Here is a 21,978-nt window from a genome sequence, read left to right on the forward strand (position 1 = left end):
GAATCCGTATAGCAGTCGAGGTCGTACTTTCGCAACCTTTACCGAACGCAGCAACCGATTCCTACTCCCCTATGAATTCAATTCGTACTTCAATCAACCGAATACTACCTGCCGTGGCCGTAGTTTGTGCGGCCACTTTGCCGGGCGCGGCGCAAAGTTCGGGCACCGTCAATGGCCAGATAAAGGACGGCTTGGGCCGGCCGCTCGCCGGGGCCACGGTGGTCCTACAGCCTTCCGGCCAGGGCACAACCACCAACTCCGAAGGTCAATTCAATCTGAACGGTGTTCCCCCCGGCGCCTACACGGCCACCGTGTCTTTCCTGGGCTACCGCACCGCCACCCAGCCCCTCACCGTGGAGGCCACCCAGAACGCCACCTTGCAAGTAAGTCTGGCCGAAGATGCGCTCCTGATGAACGACGTGGTAGTAACGGGCACGTTCAACCCCCAGAGTAAATTGGAAAGCTCCACGGCCGTAACCACGCTCAACAGCCGGCAGATCCAGAACCGCGTGTCGCGCGGCACCGCGGATTTGCTGATGGCCGTGCCCGGCTTCCGGGTGAACTCCGACGGCGGCGAGGCGGCCAACTCGGTATCGGCACGCGGGCTGCCCGTGAATGCCGAATCGGGCTTTGGCTTTATCCAGCTGCTCGAAGACGGCCTGCCCATTCTTGAAACTGGTTCGCTCACTTTCGCCAAAACCGATATTCACTTCCGGGTCGATGAAACGGTTAACCGGCTGGAAGTGCTGCGGGGCGGTTCGGCAGCCATTTACGCCAACAACGCCCCGGGCGGGGTGGTCAACTTTCTAAGCAAAACCGGCCAAGGCGACAAAATTGGCGGGTTGGTTCGGCTCACGGCCGGCGACCAGGGCTACTACTCCGACCGCGAAGGCGCGGCCCAGGCGGGCGGCCTGCAACGAGTGGATATCAACGTGGGCGGCCCCATCAAAGGAACGCCCATCCGCTTCAACGTGGGCGGCTTCTACCGCTACGACGTAGGCACCAAGTACCCCGGCTTCCCGCTCAACCGCGGCGGCAACGTGAAAGCCAACGTCACCTACACGCTCCGAAATGGCTACGTCCGGGTTTACGGCAAGTACCTCAACGACCGGGTAGCGTACCTGACCAGCATTCCGTACCAGAACCTCAACAAGCCGCAGCAGATTCCGGGCGGCCCCGACTTCCGGCGCGGCACGGTGATGTCGCAGTACCTGCGCCGACACAGCATTCCTAACCCGTTCAACAACGGCCAGGGCACGCTGGAGCGGGATTTGGCCGATGGCCAGCACTCGCGCTACAAGGCGGTTAGTTCAGAGGTGTTTTTCGACCTCGGCAATGGCTTCACGCTAACCGACAATGCCCGCCTGCTGGACGCCAACCTCACGTCCGACGGCGTGTATGATTTGACGGCGCCCCTACCAGGCGCCGCCCTGGCGGGCAGCTACCTGGCCGGCTACCGCCCCTTGGGCGCCGCCTCGGCCCGCTTCACGTACGCCGACAACGGCCAGCCCCTTGAAATTGCGACCCTCAACGGCAATGGGCTGGTGAACATTGCGGGTATTTTCCCCGACGATAAGCCGGCCACCAATGCCATCAACAAGCTACAGATCAACAAAACGGCTGGCCGCCACCAGCTTTCGGCCGGTTTCTACGCCAGCCGCTACACCATAAAGGAGCGTCTGAGCTACAACCAGGTGATACAGGAAGTAAGCAACCGGCCGCGGCTACTCAACCTGGAGCTGCTCAATGCCGCTGGCCAACCCGCTTTTCAGGTGACGCAGAACGGCTTTTTGGCCTATAGCTTCGGCACGGCGGGCGGTCTGCTGGCCAACACCACCAATACCACTCAGGTGCTGAGCTACTTCGTTGGCGACGAGTACCGCGTAACCGATAAGCTGCGCGTAGACGCGGGCGTGCGCCTCGAAACCACCCATACCGAGGGCGCGGCGGCCCGATCAGCGAAGCTGGTAAACGCCGATGCGCGCTTCACGCCTTTCGTAGGGGCTCCGTCCGCGGCCAACGGCTTCGGCGGCTCCAATGGCGGCCTTGATGGCATTTATACCACGCTCTACGACAACTCGTACCTGGCTTCGAGCGGCGGCAACCGCGAGTGGGACTTCAATTTCCAGACCTTCAACTACTCGGTAGGCGCCAACTATAAGCTCGACGATAATTCGGCGCTTTACGCTCGGTTCAGCAACGCCGGCGTGGTGCCAACCAACGACCAGTTTGCTTTCAATGCCGACGCCGAGGGCAATACGGTGCGGGGTGAAATTCAGCGCGTGGTACAGGCCGAAGCCGGGGCCAAAGCCTCCACCGATAAGCTAGGGTTGGGCTTGACCTTGTTCTACAGCCGCAACAAGAACATTCCGTTCACGGTGCAGCAAACCAACGCGGGCGGGGGCTTCACGCTCCGCCAGGACCGGGGCACGGTACAGAGCGCCGGTATCGAATCGGAAATCAGCTTCCAGCCCGTGCAGGGCTTGACGTTGCGAGGCATTGGTACGCTTCAGGCCGCCCGCATCGTGGAATTTCAGTTGCAGCCGACGGCGGCCGCCGCGCCAATTTCCATTGCCGGCAACCGCCTCGAAGACACGCCCGACGTACTGCTGGAAGGCGGCGCCGACTACCTCTGGAAGGGCTTGAACTTGTTTGCCAACTACCGCTGGTTTGGCGACCGGTACGCCAACCGCCGCAACACGATTCTGCTGCCCAGCTATGGCGTATTGTTCGGGGGCATTGCCTACGAGCTACAGGGCGTGCGTTTGTCGGTGCAAGGGTCCAATTTGCTCAACAAAGTTGGCTTTGGCGATGCTGCTGCCCGCAACGGCGAAACCATCACCCAGGATTTCATCGACAACCAAACCCGCAACGCGGCCAACTTAACTCCTTCGGAAGCGGCTTACAACTTGATTCGCCCCATTCTGCCCCGCAACATCACCGCGAGCGTGCAGTACACTTTTTAAATGGTTGATTGTTAGTTGCTGAATGGTTGATTGTTGTTGGTTGAATCGTCACACTGCTTTATTCAACAGAAGCACTACAACCAAACTGCCTCGTTCTGTTGAACGAGGCAGTTTGGTTTAACTAACCAGCCATTTAACAATCAGCCATTCAACCCTCAAATAATTTCAGCTCGTTTAAACTCCTTGGTGCGGTCGAAGAGGTAGCGGAAAGTGGCGTGGGTGCGCCAGATTTCACCGCCGATTTTCTCGGCCACCGACATCATTTTGGGGTTGAAATCCCCAATCCAGTTCATCACAAAATCGTCGTAGTGCACCTTGCTAGTATCCTGCACCACCTTACTGGCGGCCAAGATAAAGGTCATCTCCAAGCCCTTGCCCTGCTGCTCGGGCACGATGCCAAAAGCAATACCAGTCATGGTGTGCACCGCGCCGCGCCAGCGGTGCCACGCAAAATGGAGCTTGCCAAGCCAATCGAGTTTGCCGTTTACGTAGCGAAACAGTTCGTTGAGTTCGGGCAGGGCAATAAAGAAGCCCACCGGTTCGCCCCGGAAATACGCAAACCAACAGATGCGCTCATCCAGCACCGGCCGCAGCTTGTGCATAATGTGGAGCGACTGATCGGTTGTCATTTCCTTGACGCCGGTGTGCCTCACCCACGCCTTGTTGTAGATCTGGCGGAAATCTTCGGCATACTTGGGCAACGCGCGTAGCCGCAGATGCTCGAACTTGTAGTCGGGGTCGTTGAGCATGCGGGCCGCCGTCAACTGATACTGGGGCGAGAGAGGGGCCTGCACCTTACGGAAATACGTGTACTGCTGGAAGTAGAGCTGAAAGCCGTACGTTTCGAGCAGGCGCCGGTAATAGGGCGGATTGTAGTTCTGCGTGTAAAGCGGCGGCCCAAAATTATCAACCAGCAAGCCCCACCACTGGTCCCGGTCGCCGAAATTGATGGGGCCATCCATAGCTTCCATCCCCCGCTGCGCCAGCCAGGTATGGCCGGCGTCGAAGAGCAGATCAGCGGCCTGTTGCTGGTCGATACAGTCAAAGAAACCGATGCCCCCGGTGGGCTGCTCGAAGGTAGTGGCGGTTCGCTCGTTGATAAAGGCGGCCAACCGCCCAATCGTTTGCCCCTGCTCGTTCTGCAACAGCCACCGCACCAGTTCTCCGTGGCGGAAATACTTGTTGCGCTGGCGGTCAAACACTTGGTTGATGTCTTTATCGAGCGGGCGGATATAATTGGGGTCGGTGCGATAAAGGCGAACTGGAAATTCAAGAAACTCGCGGGCGTGTTCGGGGGTGGTAATTTCCAGCAGATGCATGCAGTAGTAGAAACAAAAAAGATGAATTACCTGGCGCGTAGCTGCTGTAAAGAGCCGCTCAAAAACTGACGCTACTCTTACCCACAGTGCCTGGTTTGAAAACATACCTACGAACAGTACTAGCCCCTGGTACAGCTGCCCGTCGGTTTTCACCCAAGGTAAAATTAAACTGTATGGCCCGTTGAAATAACCGCTAGTGGCGCAACATATCTCTTGATTTCAGCTTGTAAATACGCTATATTTTCTTGCTGGGGATTAGTGCGGTTTTTTGCTCGAAGCCTGTTGAAACCGTTGTTTTCGATGAGTTAATTCTACTATCTCAACCTTCCGGCCTCTTCTGGGTCCACGTTATGGAACGGTTAAAAAATACAGTCCAGTCTGTCCGGCTTTGGCTGGCTTTGGCGTGCGGCGTGTTTCCTGCACTTGTGTCGCTAGCCAACGACGGTAACCGTGCTAGCTCGCCCCCTAAGCCGGCGGCAGTCGCCATGCTCTCGCTGCGCGTGGTGCTCGACACGGCGGCACTGGGTTCCACCGCTACGTATGCGCAGTTAGGTTTGCAGGCCGGCCCGGCCGTACAGCAATTCTACGCGCAGCGCAACTTTGCGCCCGCCTGGACTCGGCCGGACTCGGGCGGTTGGAACGGCAATGCGCAGCAGGCCCTTGCGTTGTTGCGCTCGGCGCCCGAGTTTGGCCTCGACCCGGCTACCTACGCCTGGCCAACTCTGCTTGCCCTCCCCGACTCTTTGCGCCGCTCAACGCAAGCGGCGAGTAACCTAGCCGGCTTCGAGCTGCGCCTCACCGACGCATTGCTGCGCTACGCCCTGCATCTGCGCTATGGGCGCCTGCACCCTACCACGCTGCTCCCAATCCCCTTAGATAAGGTCCAGACGCAAGAAGCGGTTGATCGGCTTAAACTCGCCCTAACTGATACCCTGCTCGGCCCTGGTTTTTTGCGCTGCCAGCCAGCTAGCCGAGCGTATCAACAGCTCCAGCAAGCCTGGAGCAAAACGCTCCGCGCAGTTCCCGATTCTTTACGCCCTTCCACTGGCAATGCCGCCGACTTCCGCCGGGTAGCCCTCAACCTGGAACGGCTGCGCTGGGACGCCAGCCTCCCCGATTCCGGCGATTACGCGTTAATCAATATCCCGGCCTATCAGCTTCAGCTAATCCGGGCGGGCCGGGTGGTGCAAACGCACCGGGTGGTGGTCGGGAAAGCCGCCACCCCTACTCCTACCCTCGACAGCCGAATTGCCGTTTTCGTTACGGCCCCCGAATGGCGTATTCCCTACAGTATTGCCGTCACTGAAATATTGCCCGAACTTCAGAACGATCCAGGTTTCCTGGCTGCCCACAACTATCGCCTGCTTGATTATCGCAACCGCGTGGTAAATCCCTGGCGGGTGAACTGGCAGCGTGTCACTCCCCAAACATTTCCTTATACCATTCGCCAAGCCGCGGGCCGCCGCAATGCGCTCGGCAATATAGTTTTCTACTTTGCCAACCAACACGGCATCTACGTTCATGATACGCCTTCCCGGTCTTTGTTCCGAGAACCCCGCCGGGACCGTAGCCACGGCTGCATCCGCGTAGAAAAGCCACTGGACCTAGCGGCCTTTCTACTCAAGCGAGAAGGCCAGTTGGCCGCCTTGCCCGACATGCGCCGCAGCATTGCCACCCGCCAGAAGTGCCGCTACGATTTAGCGCAGGGCCTGCCAATCCGAATTCGATACTACACCTGCGAGGCGGAAAACAACCGGCTGCGCTATTATTCCGACATCTATTGCCAGGACGAAACCCTTGCTGCTGCCTTGTTCAAGCCCTGAGGCCTAGGCACTTGCCTTTTTGTTGCTATAAAAGTTCAAGAATTGATTTGAAAAACTCGTCGGCCGGCTTAGTTTTGCACCACCAACACGCCTCCTTAGCTCAGCTGGTAGAGCAACTGACTTGTAATCAGTAGGTCGCTGGTTCGATCCCGGCAGGAGGCTCTTAGTCTCAAAAACGCCCTGTAAATCAGTGATTTACAGGGCGTTTTTCGTTGGCATGCTCGCCACTGCGTCTGTTTTCAAGAAGGGCCTGCGACCCGGCGCTTACGTTAAACAGGGCTTTCGCCCGTTGGATTTACAAGCGAGTATCGCTGGAGCCAACAAGCCGTGTAGGCAAAAAGCCCGGACTACCGTGCGGTAGGCCGGGCTTCTCTTTATTGCTGTTCAAAAAACCTCTCTCAAGCCTCAGTTAGCTGGTGCGGGGGTTAAAGTTTTCACGTACTTGTTCAGCCACGCATCCGTCTCCCACAGCACGTGAAGCAGGTTTTCGCGGGCGGTGTAGCCGTGAGCCTCGGCAGGTAGCACTACGTAGCGAGCGGTGGCACCCTGGCCTTTCAGCGCGGCGTAGTACCGCTCGCTCTGAATGGGATAGGTACCGGTGTTGTTGTCGGCCTCGCCGTGAATAAGCAGGATGGGGGTTTTCATTTTGTCGGCGTAATTGAATGGCGACATGGCGTTGTACACCTCCGGGGCCTGCCAGTAATTGCGCTCTTCGCCTTGGAAGCCGTAGGGCGTGAGCGTGCGGTTGTAGGCGCCGCTACGGGCAATGCCGGCCTTGAACAAGTTGGAGTGCGAGAGCAGATTGGCCGTCATGAACGCGCCGTAGCTGTGGCCCATCACACCCACGCGGGCGGCATCGACCACGCCCAAGCGGACGCCTTCGTCGATGGCCGCTTTGGCGCTGCTTACCAACTGCTCGATATAGGTGTCGTTGGGGTCTTTGTTGCCCTCGCCCACTATCGGAACGCTGGCATTGGCAAGCACGGCGTAGCCCTGCGTCACCCAGAAGATGGGCGAGCCCCCGTTCAGGCGCGTGAAGGCGTACGGGGAACCGGTGACCTGGCCGGCCGTGCTTTTGTCCTTGAATTCCAGCGGGTAGGCCGACATGAGGGTAGGCAGCGGGCCATCAGATTTCTTGTAGTTCGGGGGCAGGTAGAGGTCGGCGGTCAGGGCTACACCGTCGGCGCGCTTGTATTTCAGCACCTGCTTCGGGAAGCTGCCGCCAAAGGCCGCGTAGGGGTTAGCAAATTTGGTTACGGCCGTGAGCTTGTCTTTCTTGGTGGCGTCGCGCAGGTAATAATTAGGCGATTGGGTGAGCGACTCGCGGCGGGTAAGTAGCTGGCGTTTATTGCCGCTGGCATCGAGAATGGCTACCGGAACTTCGTACACCGGCGCTTGCGACCGCCACCAACGGGTGGCTTTTTTGGTGCTTAAGTCCATTTCATCCACAAAAGGCCGGTCGCCTTCGGGAGAGGCGCCGTTGCCCAGCAGGTAGATGCTTTGGCCCATGGAGCCGCCCGTGAGCAACACCGGTTTTCCTTGGGCGTTGCGGTGCTCATAGGGCGTGCCGGGGTCTTTGTACTTATCTTCCGACGACCCATCAAACAGCACGGCGAGCGGCGCATTTGGCTTGCTGGGGTTCAATTGCCAGGTAGTCTGGTGCCGGTCGGCCCAGCGGTAGCCTTCGGCCAGGGCCAGTTGGTTGTTGCCCCAGCTCAGGCCGCCAAAGCGCATGGGCAAAGCCGCCAGCAGTTGGGGCGCCCCCGTAAACGGCGCCTCGAGGGTAAAGAGCTTGTCACGGATGTCGGCTTTCGTTTTGGGGTTGCCGCCGTCCTGGGCTTCGGCGTAGCAAATGGTGGCCGGCACATCGGCACGCCAGGCGTGGTTGCGTGGGCCGGTGGCTGCGGCGTCGGCCCCGATGGGCACGGCATCGGCCAGGGGCAGGTCGGCCACGGTTTTTACCGGGGCGCCGCTGGCTAGGTCCAGCACATCAATGCGCTGCGGAAACCGGTTGATGGGCAGCGTGTAGGCATACGGCCGGTGCCGGGTGCGCAGCAGCACATATTTGCCATCGGGCGAGGGCGAAGCGGTTTGAATCACGCCGGGCTGGCCCAGGGGTTGGGCCGCGCCATCGGCCAAGCTCACTTTCACTAGCTGCGAGGTGGCGTAGTAGTCGAACAGCCGCTCGTCGGCGGGGGTTTTCAGCAAATCCTGGTAGGTGGGGGCGGCGGTTTTTTTGCCACCGCCGCTCTCTTGCACGGCCGGACCGGTGGGTACAGCATCGGCTGACGGAGCGGGGCCCCGGCCCGCGGGCACGGTGCAGGCCAAAATAGTTTTGCTGTCCGACACCCAGTCAAAGGAATTGCCGAAGGCGTCGTTGAGGGGCGTGGCCAGCAGGCGGCGGGCGGTGGCGCCGGCCACGTCAGCCACCCACAGCTCCACGCGGCCGTCGGTACCGGAGCCGGGCGTGGTGAGCGCAAAGGCCATGGTTTTGTTGTCGGGCGACCAACTTACGCTACTGATGCGGGCCTGGGCCGGTAGGCCTTTGACGTCGATTTCGGCACCGCTGGGCAGGGTTTTGAGCTTGATGCCCACGGCGTAGCTCACGCGGCTCTGGCCGTTGGTGCGGGGATTGAAGCGCAGACCGGCCAAGCGCAGCTCGGGTTGGGACAACTCGGCTATGGTAGGGAAATCCTGCACTTGCAGCAGGGCCACGACGCGGCCATCAGACGAGAGGCTGACGCGCGGTGTGGGCGGGGCCAGCAGCAAATCTTGCAGGGCCTTGGGCGGCGTTTGGTACTTGAAATCCTGAGCCTCAGACACGGCAGCAGTAGCAAGTAATAAGGTGGCGGAAAGAAGCAGTTTGTTCATACGCAGAAATGAAAAGAGAAACTGTTTGTTATGGCTAGCAGCCGGGGTGAAGAGGCCCTGCTGACAAACGCGGCGACCTCTGTAGTACAACAAGATAAATAAACCCTTCGGCTGAAACGACTCACTAGCTGACGCCTAAGCAAGTAAATAGGCGCATCAGCGGATGAAGCAAAGCTGACTTAGATGAGAGACAGACGGTGCGCGCAGGTGGTTTGATTTTGGTGGCTATCAGTGCATTCCGCCGCCAATTCACTTACTTTTCCTCATGGCGTGGGGTCGGGCCTGGGGGTCATTTCGTAGTCCTGTGGCGGTTCGGCACCAGCCAAGTTGCGCACAAAATAGTCCCAGCGGCGGCGGGTCATGTAGGGCGAATAGGCGCCGTAGCCATGGGTGGCGTTCGGCAACACCACCAAGTCGTAGCTTTTGTTGGCTTTGGTTAGGGCTTCCACTACCAGCATGGTGTTGTAGGGCGGCACGTTATTGTCCAGCAGACCGTGGGCTAGCAAGAGCTTGCCTTTGAGGTTTTTAGCCAACGGCGCGTTGGCTTGCGAATCGTAGTTGGAAGTGCCGTTGGCCTGAAGCGTAAGCAGGCCAATGTACCGCTCGCCCCAATCGTCTTCGTAGTTGCGGCTGTCGTGGTTACCGGACTCGGAAATGCCGACTTTGAAGAAATCCGGGTAGCGAAACATCGCCGCCGCCGCCGCGAAGCCGCCACCGGAGTGCCCCCAGATGCCGGCCCGGCTCAGGTCGAGGTACGGGTAGCGCTCCGCTAGCTGCCGCATGCCGGCTATTTGATCGGAAAGCGTGTTCTCGGCCATGTTGCCGTAGCAGGCATCGTGGAAACTTTTAGAACGCAGCGGGTTGCAACTGCCTTCCAGCACGACCACCACGAAGCCCAGCTCGGCCAGCGCCTGGTGGTCGCCCCGCGCCGGGGTAAACGACCAGCTACCGACGCTGCCGCCCTGCGGCCCCGGATAGATATAGTTGACAACCGGGTATTTCTTGGCCGGGTCCAGCATGGAGGGCGTGAACAACAGGCCGTAGAGGTCGGTCTGGCCGTCCTGGGCCTTGACTGTGATGGGAGTAGGCGGCTTCCAGCCGGTTGCCGTGAGGCGGGAAATATCGGTTTTCTCTAAGGACGAGACGAGTTTGCCATCCACGGACCGAAGCAGGGTTGCGCCCGGACGGTCGGGCTGCGAGTAGCTGTCAATAAAATAGCGGCCCGAAGGCGACAGGGTAACGAGGTGGTTGCCGGTTTCCGGCGTGAGTAGGGTGAGGTTTTTACCGTCCATCCCAATCCGGTACAGGTAGCTGAAATACGGATTGCCCGGCTCGCGGCCCCCGGCCAGAAAATACAGCTGGCGGCGCTGCTCGTCCACTTTCAGTAGCTGCGTCACCACCCAGTTGCCCTTGGTAATCTGCTGCTTAAGCTGGCCGGTGGTGGCATCGTAGAGGTAGAGGTGGCCCCAGTTGTCGCGCTCAGAATACCAGATAACCTCTTTCTTGCGGGGCAAATAGCGCCAGTTGATGGCGCCCTGGCCGGATTCGTACTGCGTAGCCACGGTTTCCGAAAACACCTCCCGGATGGTGCCGGTCGCGGCGTCGGCCACCCGGAATTTCTCCTGCTTGTGGTCGCGCGAGGTGGATACAAACGCCAGTTGGGTTGCGTCGGGGCTCCAGTCCACGTCGTCAAAACCCATGCCGCCGCAGGAAATATCGTCGCAGAGCGAGCCCCGGCGCGGGTCGGGCGCCATTTGCAGGCGCACCACTTTCGGGCTGTTTACTTCCACAATCACCCGCTCGATGGTGATGATGTCCTTGTCGCCGGGCAGCGGGTACTTCCACGATTTCAGCGTCGGCTTGCCCACGTTGGTCGTAACCAGGTACATGTCACTCACCTTGCGCTGGTCCTGCTTGAAGGTGGCAATTTTGCGCGAGTCCGGCGACCAGAGTAGCACGGGCCGGTCACTGGTGGTCCAGCCGGCATTGTCGGTGGCGTAACCGAAATTCTGGGCGCCGTCGGTGGTGAGCGGGGTTTGCTGGTTGGTTTTCGTGTCGCGCACCCACAGGTTGTAGTCGTGGATGTAGGCCGCCAGCCGACCATCGGGCGACACGATTTCGTTGTCGGTATTGACGCTGGCCTCAGGGCTGACCGTTGGCGGGGCCGCGGAACTTAACTGACCGTTCGCCAGCTCATATTTCCAGTCCTTACCGTTCGCCGCAAAGAAAATCACCTTCTCATCGGGCGAAAACGTGAAGCGGCGAAACGGCAGCCGGTCCGCGTTGTACTGCTGGCCGCTGGCCGCCGAAAGCGCGGCGGCCAGTTGAGCGTGGTTGAACGCCGCGGTGCGGGTTTTGCGGGCCGGGTTCACCAAAATGAACTCGTTGCCCTGCGCCGTGGAAACCCGGTACCAGAATCGGTCATTGGCCAGCCAAGTCGGCCGTTCGCTGCTATGATCGACCAGGGGTTGGGTGTTGTAGCCCATGAAGCGTTCCGCCCGGGCGTAGTCTTGGGTTGTGCGGACGGGCAGTTGCTGGGCCGGAACCGCCGAAACCGAGCAAACCACCGCGGTAAGGGCCAGTAAATACTTGTGCATAGGCTTTGCTGGAAATAGGCTAAAAGTCAGGATTATTAGGAGTGTAAGGTATTGCGAAATACGTAACTGAGCGTCTTCCTTGAGCAGCCTAAGCCACTAAAATCGTGGGAAGCCTGTCTAAAGGAACTCAGTAGCACGAACGGCTTGGACGCGTATCTTTCGGCAAGCGAGAGTTTTGTCTCACCTGTCTTACTCCACTCCCATGGCTTCTTCCCGGTATTCAGGTTCAAGTTGGGCCTTGACAAGCACGGCGTTGGTCGCCGGCACCTTGGACATTGCCACGGCCTTAACCAAGTACTTCCTGACCACGGGCCGCTCGCCCCTGAACGTATTGCGCTACGTGGCCAGCGGGGTGTGGGGCCCGCAGGCCCTGACGGGTGGCTTGGCTATGGCCGCCGGGGGCTTGGTGCTGCACTACACGATTGCCTTCCTGTTTACGGGCTTCCTCTTTTGGCTCTACCCCAAAGGGCGTCTGCACGCCTTCCATCCCCTGCTGGTAGGCGTGCTGTACGGCTCTTTCGTGTGGCTGGTGATGAACCTCGTGGCGGTGCCGGCCTCGCAGGTTGCGGCCGCTCCTTTTCGCCTTGGGCACGCGGCCGGGGAACTGCTTGTTATTGTGGTCTGCGTGGGGCTGCCCATTGCCTTCGGCGCCCACCGCTTCTACCGGCGGCAAGTAAAGTGAAAGCGGCTAATTGCCTTCAGGACCAGGCATTCCCCTTGTATCTGGCTTTGCGAGTACCTCTCCTTGCAGCCTCCTAGACGCTAACCTGCTCCATTCCGTACTGCTTTAAAACGTCCACGGGCACTCCCGTCCAGCGGTTAGGCGCGTTGCCGACGTAGCCAATGTCCGCCATGCCTATTTTGCTGCTGAAAAAGCCCGACGCCGTCAGATCCCGCATTCGGTTGAAAAAAGTAACTCCCTGCTTCATTTCCTTGGTTGCTTTGCGCGGATACGCTATGGCCGTCACCATTTCTAGCTGCTGCTGGGCCGAGCAGTCGACAAAAGCGTGATTGAAACGGTTCAGGCATTGCATATCCAGCCAGCGTAGTCCGCCCCGCATCGGCACCTGATGCTCGGGTATGTCTTTGACAATAAACTCGATAAAATCAGGCACTTTCGCGTCCGAGGCACTGCCCGACTTTTCGTCTTTGGGGATAATAATATCAGCCAATACCGTGATAGTGGCCATTTCGTGCTCGGTGAAAAACGTAATCTGGTTTAGTTTCTCCTCTCTTTCTATCTCGAATTCCTGCCTCCCGGTATTGTCTTTAACTGGCTTTACGGCTACTTCAGGAGCCTTCTTCTGCTCTTTGCTACAGGCCTCCAACAAAAGCGCGGTTGAAAGGGTAGCTACGCCTATTGCTTTCAAAGAATCACGTCTTTTCATCTGAATCGAGAATCACCAGTTAGACATTCAATTTATTGCGCTGATCAAGTATGTACTCGCTCGTACGCATGGAAAGCGCGAGGATGGTCCAGGTCGCGTTTTTGTCGCCCTGCTGGACGAACGGGGAGGCATCCACGACAAACAGGTTTTTGCAGTCATGGGCTTGGCTCCATTTGTTGAGCGCCGATTTTTTGGGGTCGTCGCCCATTCTGACCGTACCAACCTCGTGAATGATGCGCCCGGGGGCTTCGAGGCCGTAGTTGGTTTCGGGCCCCGGAATTTTTGAGGTGATAATGGCACCCATTTCGTGCATCACGGCTTGAAAGGTTTCCTGCATGTGCTTGGCCTGTTTGACTTCCGCATCCGTCCACTTATAATGGAATTTCAAGACGGGGATGCCATACTTATCCACCACATCACGGTCAATCTCGCAATAATTATCTTCCCGGGCGATGGCCGTTCCCCGGCCCGCCATTCCCACTTGCGTGCCGTAAAAGCGCCGGTAATCATCTTTCAGCGCTGCGCCAAACCCGCCGGCTTCTTTCATCTTGCCGTCGCGGCCGGGAACCAGCCCGTTGACGTCCTGGATGCCGCTCCCAAACCCGTAAGCCGGCATGTGCATGCCACCGCCGTATTCAATGTGATAACCGCGCGGGAAATCCAATTTTTTGTTGTCGAGCCACCAGGGACTGTAAATGTGCACGCTGCCCACCCCGTCCTCGTTGTAGCGTTTTCGATCCATTAGTTGCGGTAAAAAGCCCCGCAAGCTGGCGCCCGTCGAATCGTGCAGGTATTTGCCGACTATTCCACTGTTGTTGGCTAACCCATTGGGATGGGCCACCGACGTGGAGTTGAGCAGCAACCGGGCCGATTCCCCGGCGCTGGCGCCCAGAATCACAATCTTGGCGTTTACCTGATATTCTTGTAGATCCTTTTTATCGACGTACGATATCCCAGTCGCCAGGCCGTCCGGGCCCGTCAGCACCTCGCGGACCATGGCATTGGTTATCACCTTTAGATTGCCGGTTTTCATGGCCGGAATAACCAAGCACGAGGATGCCGAAAAATCGCCGTACACTTTGCAGCTACGACCACATTGTCCGCAGTAAAAACAGGCGCCCCGGTCTTTGTTGCCCGGCAGGCTTTCCGTTAAAACGGACCCTCGCCCCGGTATCACGGTTACGCCGGCCTTGGCGGCGCCTTGCTTGATAAATAGTTCGTTGAGGCGGGGTTTCGGCGGCGGAAGAAAAATGCCGTCCGGTTCATTTTCCAGGCCCTCCACGGTGCCATACACGCCAATCAGGCGGTCAACTTTATCGTAGAAGGGTTTAACTTCCTCGTAGGTAATCGGCCAATCGTCCGTCAGGCCATCGAGGTGGTGGCTTTTAAAGTCGTTAGGCCCCATTCGTAGGGAGATACGGCCCCAGTGGTTGGTTCGCCCGCCCAGCATGCGGGAGCGAAACCAGTTAAATTCCGTTTTATCCTTGGTGGTGTACGGTTCGCCTTCCAACTCCCACCCGCCATACGCGGCATCGAAATCCCCGAACGGCCTGGTAGTGGACGCTCCTCTCCGGGGCGATTCATAGGAAAATTTCAACTGCTGCGCATCCTTAGCAGGGTCGAAAAACGGTCCGGCTTCCACCATCAACACCTTCAGGCCGGCCTGCGCCAACACGTAGCCGGCCATACCGCCCCCGGCACCGGAACCCACCACAACGGCATCGTACACCGTCCCCGACTTCTTTATTTGAATATTATTCATAAATGCAGTTACCAGTTACAACTCTTCGATTTTAATAGTCCGAGGGGAGGTTAGTTTTGGGAAAGGGAGTGGCGTACGCTTGATGCTAATACGTATTAGCTGGAGAACCTGCCTATCAGGGAGGCCCTCCCAAAACAAAGCCGTTGAAACTTGGCTCCGGGGGTCGCTGCTCTAGCGGCTTAGTCGTATGGCAATGCAGCAGGGAGTTGAATGCGATGGTGCTCCCTACCTCGGCGTTTGTGCTCTCAATCCGTCAAGCAACCCAGGAACCGGAACGCCAGACGGTGGCAATTTTCCCGAAAGCTCCCGTTGCATGGTTCAATATAGGAGTTATTGCTGGGTTTGCCGAGCCCGGAAAAAGTTGCCGTGGCAGGCGGTAAGTATGCTCTCAACAGGGCACTGCCAAGCTAACGGCGGTTATTGCCGATGGACGCGGCCAGTCACGTAGGCGTTGCCGGCCGCGTCCACGGCTGATTAGACCAGGCTTTGGGGGTATGCCGTGCCCTCCAAACTTCCCTGATTTCGCGGCCTATGTTAATGCGTCGAGGCTGCGCCGGGCGTGGCTGGCCGGGCCCAGGCGCTGAAATTCCGTCGGGGTGAGACCCGTCACCTGTCGGAATTGCCGCGAGAGGTGCGCCGCACTGCTGTAACCTAGATTCCCGGCTACCTCGGCAATGCTCAATTCCCCGTAGCCAATCAGTTCCTTGGCTCGCTCCACCTTCTGGCGAATACTGAACTTCTCGATGGTGAGCCCCTCGGAAACGGAAAACAAATGGGAAAGATAAGGGTAGTCGCGCCCCAGGTGCTCGACCAAGTAAGTTGAGTAGTTGAGCAGGCGCGGGCCGGGCGGCGGGTAATGAATCAAAGTCACCAGCAAGGTTTTGATACGGTCCACGAGCTGGGCCCGGGGGTCTTCCAGCAGGGCAAAACCCGCCTGCTCTAACGTGGTGCGGATGGCCGGCCAGTCGGGTTCCGTGCCCTCCCCTACTGCCGACACCTCCGCTTCGCCCAGGGCCACGCGGTGCACTTGCAAGCCCAGCGCCAAAAGACCATCCCAGACCACACGAATGCACTGAGGGCACACCATATTCCTGATCAACAGCCGGTGCGTGCCCGCCGAGGGCAAAGTATGGGCAACGCTTACATCCGTTTTCATGGCAGTGCTAGCTTATTTTACAATCAGGCTGCCCCGCAGCATGCCCATGCCGCAGGTAAACTCGAATCGGCCCGCCTGCTGGGGCAGCACTTCCACGAGCGTCGTTTGGAAGGCGGGCAGTTCGCGGCGGACATTGAAGGCGGGCATGAGCAGCTCTTCCGAGCAACTGCTTTCCTCGTCGCGGTAGAAGCTTAGCTGCACCAGCTTGCCGCGTTCCACTTCAATCACGTTGGGCGAGTAGCCGCCCTTTACGGTGATGTCCACTTCCTGCACGCCGCTCGACGAAGACACGGCGCTGGCTGCCGGCCGGGTGAAAAAGAAAAAGTACCAGACAACAAAGGCGGACAGGGCCAGCCCGGTCAGCGTCACTATGATTTCGGCGGTATCCATAATATTAGTTTTCGAGCGGCGAGAAGCGGCGCAGACGCAGCGAGTTGGTTAGCACCGACACCGAGCTCAGCGCCATGGCGCCGGCCGCCAGCATGGGCGAGAGCAGTACGCCAAAGAAGGGATAAAGAAGCCCAGCGGCCACGGGAATGCCCAGCACGTTGTAGAGGAACGCAAAAAACAGATTCTGCCTGATGGTGCGAATCGTGTGGCGCGACAAATCAATGGCCGTCACCACCCCCTGCAAGTCCGAGCGCATGAGCGTAATGCCCGCCGCCTCCATGGCTACGTCGGTGCCCCCGCCCATCGCCAGCCCAATATCGGCCTGGGCTAGGGCTGGCGCATCGTTGATGCCGTCCCCCACCATAGCTACGGTGCGCCCTTCGGCCTGCAATTCCTTGACTTTACCGGCCTTGTCCTGGGGCAGCACCTCAGCGAAGTAGCGCTTGATGCCCACCTGACCAGCCACCTGGGCGGCGGTTTGGGGGTTGTCGCCGGTCATCATCACCACCTCTATGCCCATGCGTTGCAGCCGCTTGATGGCCCCGGCCGACGTTTCGCGCACGGTGTCCGCTACCCCGAGCAGGCCCACGGCCTTGCCGCCTACGGCTACATATAGCACCGTTTTGGCGCCGGCCAGCAACTCCTCGGCTTGCCGGCTAATGGTAGCTGACAAGGGAATACCCGCCTCCTCGAGCAGGCGGAAGTTACCGATAAGCACCGCCTGCCCATCAACTGTTGCCGCGGCGCCCTTTCCCTCCACGGCCCGAAAGCCGCTGGCCGAAACAACCGAGGCCTTCTGGGCCTCGGCATAGCGTACCACGGCCTCGGCCAATGGGTGCTCGGATTGCCGCTCCACCGCGGCCACCACTTGCAGCAGTTGACCGGCGTCCTGCCCCGCGGCGGGCACGAAGTCCGTTACGGCAGGCTCGCCGCGGGTGATGGTGCCGGTTTTGTCGAGCAGCACGGTGTTCACTTGGTAGGCTTTTTCCAGGGCCTCGGCGTTGCGGATAAGCACGCCGTGCTCGGCGCCCTTGCCGGTGCTAACCATAATGGCCGTGGGCGTGGCCAGCCCCAGCGCGCAGGGGCAGGCAATGATGAGCACAGCCACAAAGTTGACCAAGGCCAGCGGCAGCCGCGCTTCTAATGGGGCCAAATCAAACCAGAGCACAAACGTGAGGATGGCAACAACGACCACCGTGGGCACGAAGATAGCACTGACCTTGTCGGCCAGGCGCTGAATGGGGGCGCGGCTGCCTTGCGCGTCTTCCACCAGCTTCACAATCTGGGCGAGCATGGTGTCGGCGCCCACTTTGGTGACGCGGAAGCGGAAGGAACCCATTTTGTTGAGCGTAGCCCCGAACACCAAGTCGCCAACCTTTTTCTCTACGGGCAGGCTCTCGCCGGTAAGCATTGCCTCGTCCACGGCCGAGTAACCTTCTTCGATGAGGCCGTCGGTAGCTACCTTCTCGCCGGGGCGCACCACCACTAGGTCGCCTAGCTGCACCTGCTCGATGGGCACATCCACTTCCTGGCCACCGGGGCGCACCACGCGGGCGGTTTTAGCCTGCAAGCCCATCAGCGCCTTGATGGCAGCCGAGGTCTGGGTTTTGGCGCGCAGCTCCAGCACTTTGCCCAGCAGAATCAGGGCAATGATAGTCGCCGTCGTGTCGTAGTAGACTTCCGGCATCAGGCCGTGGCGCATGAAAAAGTTAGGCGCCACCGTAGCAGCCAGGCTATAAAGAAAGGCGGCCCCGGTGCCCACGGCAATGAGCGTGTCCATGTTGGCGGCGCGGTGCCGAAAGCCGTTCCAGGCCGAGGTATAAAACGCCCGGCCGCTGTAGAGCACTACCGGGAGGGCAAGCAAAAGCAGGCCGTAGTTGAGCCACTGCAGGTTTACGCGCTGCATCAGGGCCGGCCAGAGCATAAGCATACTCAAGGGCATGATGAGCAGGGCCAGCCCCGCGGCCACCCAAAACCGGCGCTTAAGCTTCTGGTAAGCCCGGGCTTTCTGCTGGTCGATTGCAGTTTGCCGGTCGGCGGCGCTGGTATCGGGCACCCGTTCGGTAACGCCGTAGCCGGCCTTCACCACGGCTTCCTTTAGCGTGGCGGGGCTGGCCTGGGTGGTTAGATAGTCGATGGTTGCTTTCTCGGTGGCAAAGTTGACCACCGCTCGCTGCACACCGGGCGTGCGGGTCAGGGATTTCTCCACGAAGGCCGCGCACGAGGCGCAGGTCATTCCTTCAATGTCGAGGGTTTCGGTTTTCGTGACAGGTTCCATAGCTATAAGGGGGCGTAAATCGCAAACCCAGGCCCTTGGCAGTTCCCGAAAGGGCCTGGGAGCACGCTACAAAGGAACGGCTCCAACTTAACGTAGTGCGTACGAAATCCTTCCCCAAACATGCATAATTTGTGGGGCAGATGTTGTTGAAACAGCCATAAACCGACGGCGCCTGGCAAGGAACTAGCAGCTATAAGGAGGCGTTGCATTCTTCTGGCGAGTACCTTGGAGGCCCGCCGGCACCCGCTCGCAACGCGGGGCACATTTTTGGTATCGACTGGCTCTGCTTATGCCCATCCCCGTTGGCACACCCGCCCCTCTTGCTTCTAATTCCGAACGCGCCGAGCGGGGACAACAGTCTACGCTGCTGGGCATTGGGGCGAACATTGCCCTGGTTCTGGGTAAGGGAGCGGCCGGCGTACTCGGCCATTCGTATGCCCTGATTGCCGACGCCATTGAATCGGGCACCGACATTATCAGCTCCTTTATTGTGTGGCTAGGCTTGCGTACCGCCGCCCGCGAGCCGGACGAAAACCATCCTTACGGCCACGGCAAAGCCGAACCCCTGGCCGCGCTGGTCGTTGCGGGCGCTTTGCTGGCTGCCGCGGCCTACATTGCCTACGAGAGTATAATGCGAATTCAGACCCCGCACCAATTGCCGGCTTCGTTCACGTTGGTGGTGCTGGCGGTGGTTATTGTTATCAAGGAAACGCTCTACCGCCGGGTGTTGCGCGTGGGCAAGGAGGTGGACAGCAGCGCGGTGAGAGCCGACGCCTGGCACCACCGGGCCGACGCTATTACGTCCTGCACGGCCTTTGTCGGCATTAGCATTGCCTTGTGGGGAGGGCCCGGTTACGAAAGTGCCGATGACTGGGCCGCTTTGGTAGCCTGCGGCTTTATCGTTTACAACGCGTACCACATCTTCCGGCCCGCTTTCGGCGAAATCATGGACGAGGCTCCGGACGGAACTTGGACCGCCGACATTCGGGCGCTGGCCCAGAGTGTGCCCGGCGTGGTAGCCACCGAAAAGTGCTTTGTACGCAAGATGGGCTTTGAGTTCTTCGCGGACCTGCACATCATTGTCGATGGCAGCATTAGCGTGCGCGAAGGCCACGTTATTGCGCACGCCGTGAAGGCCACTATCATGAAGGCCAAACCGGCTGTGTACAACGTGCTGGTTCACGTCGAGCCGCAAGACGAATACGCCTAAGTGGCTTGCGCTCCACCCAGCCCACTTATATAATTGGGGTTTCCATTTGCATAATTTTGCCGTAGCCAAGAAGAGCGAGAGAGGCTCTTGTTGTCGAAACACCCGCCAACACTGCGGTTAGCCAGGTTTTATCGTTGCCGCAACTAGGCAGCCACCGCGGCCGGAACTCTTATGCCGAAATAACAGTAGAGAATCAGTCGTGCACTTTCTGCGCAGAAGCCTAGTTTTGCAATTACGTTAACGCCTGTCATGTTCCGTAGCCTGTTCCCTTTCCGACGCCTGCTGGCGACGAGCTTCCTGCTCGTCTTCGTCAACGTGTTTGTGGGGCAATGCTGGTGCGCAACCATCAATCCGGCACTGGCTGCTCCCGCGCCGGTAGCCCAGGCTGCCGCCTTGAAAAAGCCGACGCATGCCGGCTGCCATGGCATGGCTACGGTCGAGCAGGAGCCCAGGAAGGCCCAACACGCGCACGGCACGCCCGACTCCAAGTCGTCGGGCAAGCACGACTGCTGCAAAGACAACTCGGCCGCCATTCTTAAGTCGCTCGCGACGCCCGGCGAAAAGCACCTGCTAACGTCCGCGCCCGCCCTGCTGCCGGCCAGCAACGACTTCTTTTTCCGGCCGGCTGCCGGCCAGTGGGACCGCACCCACGCCGTGGTTCTGGTGCTCCGCGAGCACCTGCCGCCCAAAATTCCCGACATCCGGATTTTCATTCAGTCCCTGACGGTCTGATTAATTTGACGCGCCGAAGGCTCGCCCCGGCATAGCTGTGCTATGTCCGGGGTGGGCCTTCGCTTTTGCGTGTGCGGCGGGCGCCTAAGTGCGTCCACTCCCTTTTTCTTCTTGGTTTACTGGCCTGCCAAGGAAGTGTTCTTGCCAAGAAGCGGGCGCCCTCACCCTTCCAAGGTTTGGTTTGCCGCTTGGTTTTCCTAGCTGCTCTACACCGTGGCAACCGTCGTGCTGGGCTTCGTGCTCTGGCAGCAATTGGCGGGCCCAATCCTGCGTCCGAGTCCTGTGGGCAGCTTTTCCAGCGCTCCTGTTCAACCCTCATTCTCTCTTTATGTACCGCTTACCACTTTCCCTGTTGGCCCTAGCCGGCCTGCTCACTGTTACCAGTTGCTCGTCTGATTCCAATTCGAGCAGCGCCACCAACACCGTCAGCACGCCCACCAACGGCCCGGCCGAAGGCACGGCTGACCACAGCGGCGGCCACACCTACGCCTGCCCCATGCACCCCGAAGTTACCAGCACCAAGGAAGGGGAAAAGTGCCCCAAGTGCGGCATGACCCTGGAGCATAACGACAAGGTGGCCAACGGCAAAACCTACGAAATGAAGTTCGTGCCGACTCCCACGGAACTCACCGCCGGCCAGCCCGCTACGCTGGCTTTCACGCCCCGCCAAACCGGCAACGAGGCGGCCCCCGTGCCCCTGGCCGTGGTGCACGAGAAAAAAATTCACCTTATCGTCGTTAGCAAGGACCTCTCGCAGTTCTACCACGAGCACCCCGAGTACACGGCCGACGGCGACTACAAGGTGCAGTACACCTTCCCCAAGGGCGGCGACTACGTGCTGTTCCAGGACTACACACCCGCGGGCTCCAGCCACCAGTTGGGCCGCCAGCCGCTCACGGTGAAGGGCCCGGCTTACGCGCCCGTCAAGTTCAAGAACGACGACATGCAGTGGAATAAGAACGGCTACCAGGCCACGCTCTCCTTCGATAAGCCGCTGACCGTGGGTCAGTTGCTGGGCATGAAAATCAACATCACCAAAGGCGGCCAACCGGTAACCGACCTCGACAACTATCTCGGCGCCCTGGGCCACGTGGTCGTCATCAGCGAAGACACCGAGCAATACCTGCACGTGCACCCCAACGACCAAACCGACAAAGGCCCTGCCATTGGCTTCAACACCAACTTCGAAAAGCCCGGCCTCTACCGCGTTTTTCTGCAATTCAACCACGGTGGCCAGATTCATACCGGTGATTTCACCATCAACGTGAAAGCCTAGCCCGGCGCCGCTCGTTTTTCATTGCAACCTAGATTCCATGAAATCCCAGTTCTTTTCCTCGCTGTCCGCTGCTGGTTAGCAACTGCAACCAAGCCGCCGATGCGTCGGCCCCCACGACGGAAAGGTGCCGCCGGCGACATGGCCGGCATGGACCACTCGGCTATGAGGCTTTGAGAAACTGGACGCGGCCAAAGCGAAGGCAGTGTTAAC

14 protein-coding genes and 1 tRNA gene are annotated in these 21,978 nt (G+C 59.3%); 7 read left to right on the forward strand and 8 right to left on the reverse strand.

Going from position 1 to position 21,978, the window contains the following annotated elements; genetic code table 11:
• Positions 1–71: 71 nt before the first annotated feature.
• Positions 72–2,966 (forward strand): TonB-dependent receptor, encoded by a 2,895-nt coding sequence (locus ACFE7X_RS13195; protein WP_375436140.1) that lies wholly within the window; start codon positions 72–74, stop codon positions 2,964–2,966.
• A gap of 155 nt (positions 2,967–3,121) precedes the next feature.
• Here the strand turns inward: ACFE7X_RS13195 and ACFE7X_RS13200 are convergent, their stop codons facing one another.
• The gene (locus tag ACFE7X_RS13200; protein WP_375436141.1) at positions 3,122–4,285 is read right to left on the reverse strand and encodes a hypothetical protein; all 1,164 of its coding nucleotides are present in this window, start codon (positions 4,283–4,285) and stop codon (positions 3,122–3,124) included.
• Between the two features lie 350 nt (positions 4,286–4,635).
• Between ACFE7X_RS13200 and ACFE7X_RS13205 the strand changes: the two genes are divergently transcribed.
• Together ACFE7X_RS13205 and ACFE7X_RS13210 are read left to right on the forward strand one after the other, a co-directional pair.
• Positions 4,636–6,108: a L,D-transpeptidase family protein gene (locus tag ACFE7X_RS13205; RefSeq protein ID WP_375436142.1), complete on the forward strand. Its 1,473-nt coding sequence runs from the start codon at positions 4,636–4,638 to the stop codon at positions 6,106–6,108.
• Between the two features lie 89 nt (positions 6,109–6,197).
• Positions 6,198–6,270 (forward strand) — tRNA-Thr (locus tag ACFE7X_RS13210).
• A gap of 243 nt (positions 6,271–6,513) precedes the next feature.
• Here the strand turns inward: ACFE7X_RS13210 and ACFE7X_RS13215 are convergent.
• Both ACFE7X_RS13215 and ACFE7X_RS13220 read right to left on the reverse strand, forming a co-directional pair.
• Positions 6,514–8,979 carry a S9 family peptidase gene (locus ACFE7X_RS13215; RefSeq protein ID WP_375436143.1) on the reverse strand — a complete coding sequence of 822 codons (2,466 nt, stop codon included), beginning with the start codon at positions 8,977–8,979 and terminating at the stop codon, positions 6,514–6,516.
• Between the two features lie 263 nt (positions 8,980–9,242).
• Entirely contained in the window at positions 9,243–11,576 is a 2,334-nt protein-coding gene (locus ACFE7X_RS13220) for a DPP IV N-terminal domain-containing protein (RefSeq protein WP_375436144.1), read from the reverse strand.
• Positions 11,577–11,778: 202 nt separating this feature from the next.
• Between ACFE7X_RS13220 and ACFE7X_RS13225 the strand changes: the two genes are divergently transcribed.
• Positions 11,779–12,258 carry a hypothetical protein gene (locus tag ACFE7X_RS13225; protein WP_375436145.1) on the forward strand — a complete coding sequence of 160 codons (480 nt, stop codon included), beginning with the start codon at positions 11,779–11,781 and terminating at the stop codon, positions 12,256–12,258.
• A gap of 73 nt (positions 12,259–12,331) precedes the next feature.
• Here ACFE7X_RS13225 and ACFE7X_RS13230 read toward each other — a convergent pair whose 3' ends face one another.
• The 5 genes from ACFE7X_RS13230 to ACFE7X_RS13250 all read right to left on the reverse strand — a co-directional run bounded on the left by ACFE7X_RS13230 (position 12,332) and on the right by ACFE7X_RS13250 (position 18,550).
• Positions 12,332–12,964 carry a gluconate 2-dehydrogenase subunit 3 family protein gene (locus ACFE7X_RS13230; RefSeq protein ID WP_375436146.1) on the reverse strand — a complete coding sequence of 211 codons (633 nt, stop codon included), beginning with the start codon at positions 12,962–12,964 and terminating at the stop codon, positions 12,332–12,334.
• 19 nt (positions 12,965–12,983) lie between these two features.
• On the reverse strand, positions 12,984–14,726 hold the full coding sequence (locus ACFE7X_RS13235) for a GMC oxidoreductase (RefSeq protein ID WP_375436147.1): 1,743 nt from the start codon (positions 14,724–14,726) through the stop codon (positions 12,984–12,986).
• Between the two features lie 529 nt (positions 14,727–15,255).
• Positions 15,256–15,882 (reverse strand): helix-turn-helix domain-containing protein, encoded by a 627-nt coding sequence (locus tag ACFE7X_RS13240; protein WP_375436148.1) that lies wholly within the window; start codon positions 15,880–15,882, stop codon positions 15,256–15,258.
• 12 nt (positions 15,883–15,894) lie between these two features.
• Positions 15,895–16,272, reverse strand: a complete 378-nt coding sequence (locus ACFE7X_RS13245; RefSeq protein ID WP_375436149.1) for a cupredoxin domain-containing protein — start codon at positions 16,270–16,272, stop codon at positions 15,895–15,897.
• Positions 16,273–16,276: 4 nt separating this feature from the next.
• A complete protein-coding gene (locus ACFE7X_RS13250) occupies positions 16,277–18,550 on the reverse strand; it encodes a heavy metal translocating P-type ATPase (RefSeq protein WP_375436150.1) in 2,274 nt (757 codons plus the stop codon).
• A 289-nt stretch (positions 18,551–18,839) separates the two neighbouring features.
• Here ACFE7X_RS13250 and ACFE7X_RS13255 point away from each other — a divergent pair, with 289 nt between their 5' ends.
• The 3 genes from ACFE7X_RS13255 (at position 18,840) to ACFE7X_RS13265 (ending at position 21,768) form a co-directional block, all read left to right on the forward strand.
• Positions 18,840–19,760: a cation diffusion facilitator family transporter gene (locus ACFE7X_RS13255; protein WP_375436151.1), complete on the forward strand. Its 921-nt coding sequence runs from the start codon at positions 18,840–18,842 to the stop codon at positions 19,758–19,760.
• A 249-nt stretch (positions 19,761–20,009) separates the two neighbouring features.
• A complete protein-coding gene (locus tag ACFE7X_RS13260; RefSeq protein ID WP_375436152.1) occupies positions 20,010–20,492 on the forward strand; it encodes a hypothetical protein in 483 nt (160 codons plus the stop codon).
• Between the two features lie 328 nt (positions 20,493–20,820).
• Positions 20,821–21,768 (forward strand): heavy metal-binding domain-containing protein, encoded by a 948-nt coding sequence (locus tag ACFE7X_RS13265; protein ID WP_375436153.1) that lies wholly within the window; start codon positions 20,821–20,823, stop codon positions 21,766–21,768.
• Positions 21,769–21,978: the final 210 nt, after the last annotated feature.

It is taken from the genome of uncultured Hymenobacter sp. (genome assembly GCF_964242765.1).
In the GTDB taxonomy this organism is placed as follows: domain Bacteria; phylum Bacteroidota; class Bacteroidia; order Cytophagales; family Hymenobacteraceae; genus Hymenobacter.

Bases quoted from the DNA above. Each gene is read 5' to 3' on its own strand.
- ACFE7X_RS13195 (WP_375436140.1), top strand. From the start codon at position 72: ATGAATTCAATTCGTACTTCAATCAACCGAATACTACCTGCCGTGGCC.
- ACFE7X_RS13200 (WP_375436141.1), bottom strand. From the start codon at position 4,285: ATGCATCTGCTGGAAATTACCACCCCCGAACACGCCCGCGAGTTTCTT.
- ACFE7X_RS13205 (WP_375436142.1), top strand. From the start codon at position 4,636: ATGGAACGGTTAAAAAATACAGTCCAGTCTGTCCGGCTTTGGCTGGCT.
- ACFE7X_RS13215 (WP_375436143.1), bottom strand. From the start codon at position 8,979: ATGAACAAACTGCTTCTTTCCGCCACCTTATTACTTGCTACTGCTGCC.
- ACFE7X_RS13220 (WP_375436144.1), bottom strand. From the start codon at position 11,576: ATGCACAAGTATTTACTGGCCCTTACCGCGGTGGTTTGCTCGGTTTCG.
- ACFE7X_RS13225 (WP_375436145.1), top strand. From the start codon at position 11,779: ATGGCTTCTTCCCGGTATTCAGGTTCAAGTTGGGCCTTGACAAGCACG.
- ACFE7X_RS13230 (WP_375436146.1), bottom strand. From the start codon at position 12,964: ATGAAAAGACGTGATTCTTTGAAAGCAATAGGCGTAGCTACCCTTTCA.
- ACFE7X_RS13235 (WP_375436147.1), bottom strand. From the start codon at position 14,726: ATGAATAATATTCAAATAAAGAAGTCGGGGACGGTGTACGATGCCGTT.
- ACFE7X_RS13240 (WP_375436148.1), bottom strand. From the start codon at position 15,882: ATGAAAACGGATGTAAGCGTTGCCCATACTTTGCCCTCGGCGGGCACG.
- ACFE7X_RS13245 (WP_375436149.1), bottom strand. From the start codon at position 16,272: ATGGATACCGCCGAAATCATAGTGACGCTGACCGGGCTGGCCCTGTCC.
- ACFE7X_RS13250 (WP_375436150.1), bottom strand. From the start codon at position 18,550: ATGGAACCTGTCACGAAAACCGAAACCCTCGACATTGAAGGAATGACC.
- ACFE7X_RS13255 (WP_375436151.1), top strand. From the start codon at position 18,840: ATGCCCATCCCCGTTGGCACACCCGCCCCTCTTGCTTCTAATTCCGAA.
- ACFE7X_RS13260 (WP_375436152.1), top strand. From the start codon at position 20,010: ATGTTCCGTAGCCTGTTCCCTTTCCGACGCCTGCTGGCGACGAGCTTC.
- ACFE7X_RS13265 (WP_375436153.1), top strand. From the start codon at position 20,821: ATGTACCGCTTACCACTTTCCCTGTTGGCCCTAGCCGGCCTGCTCACT.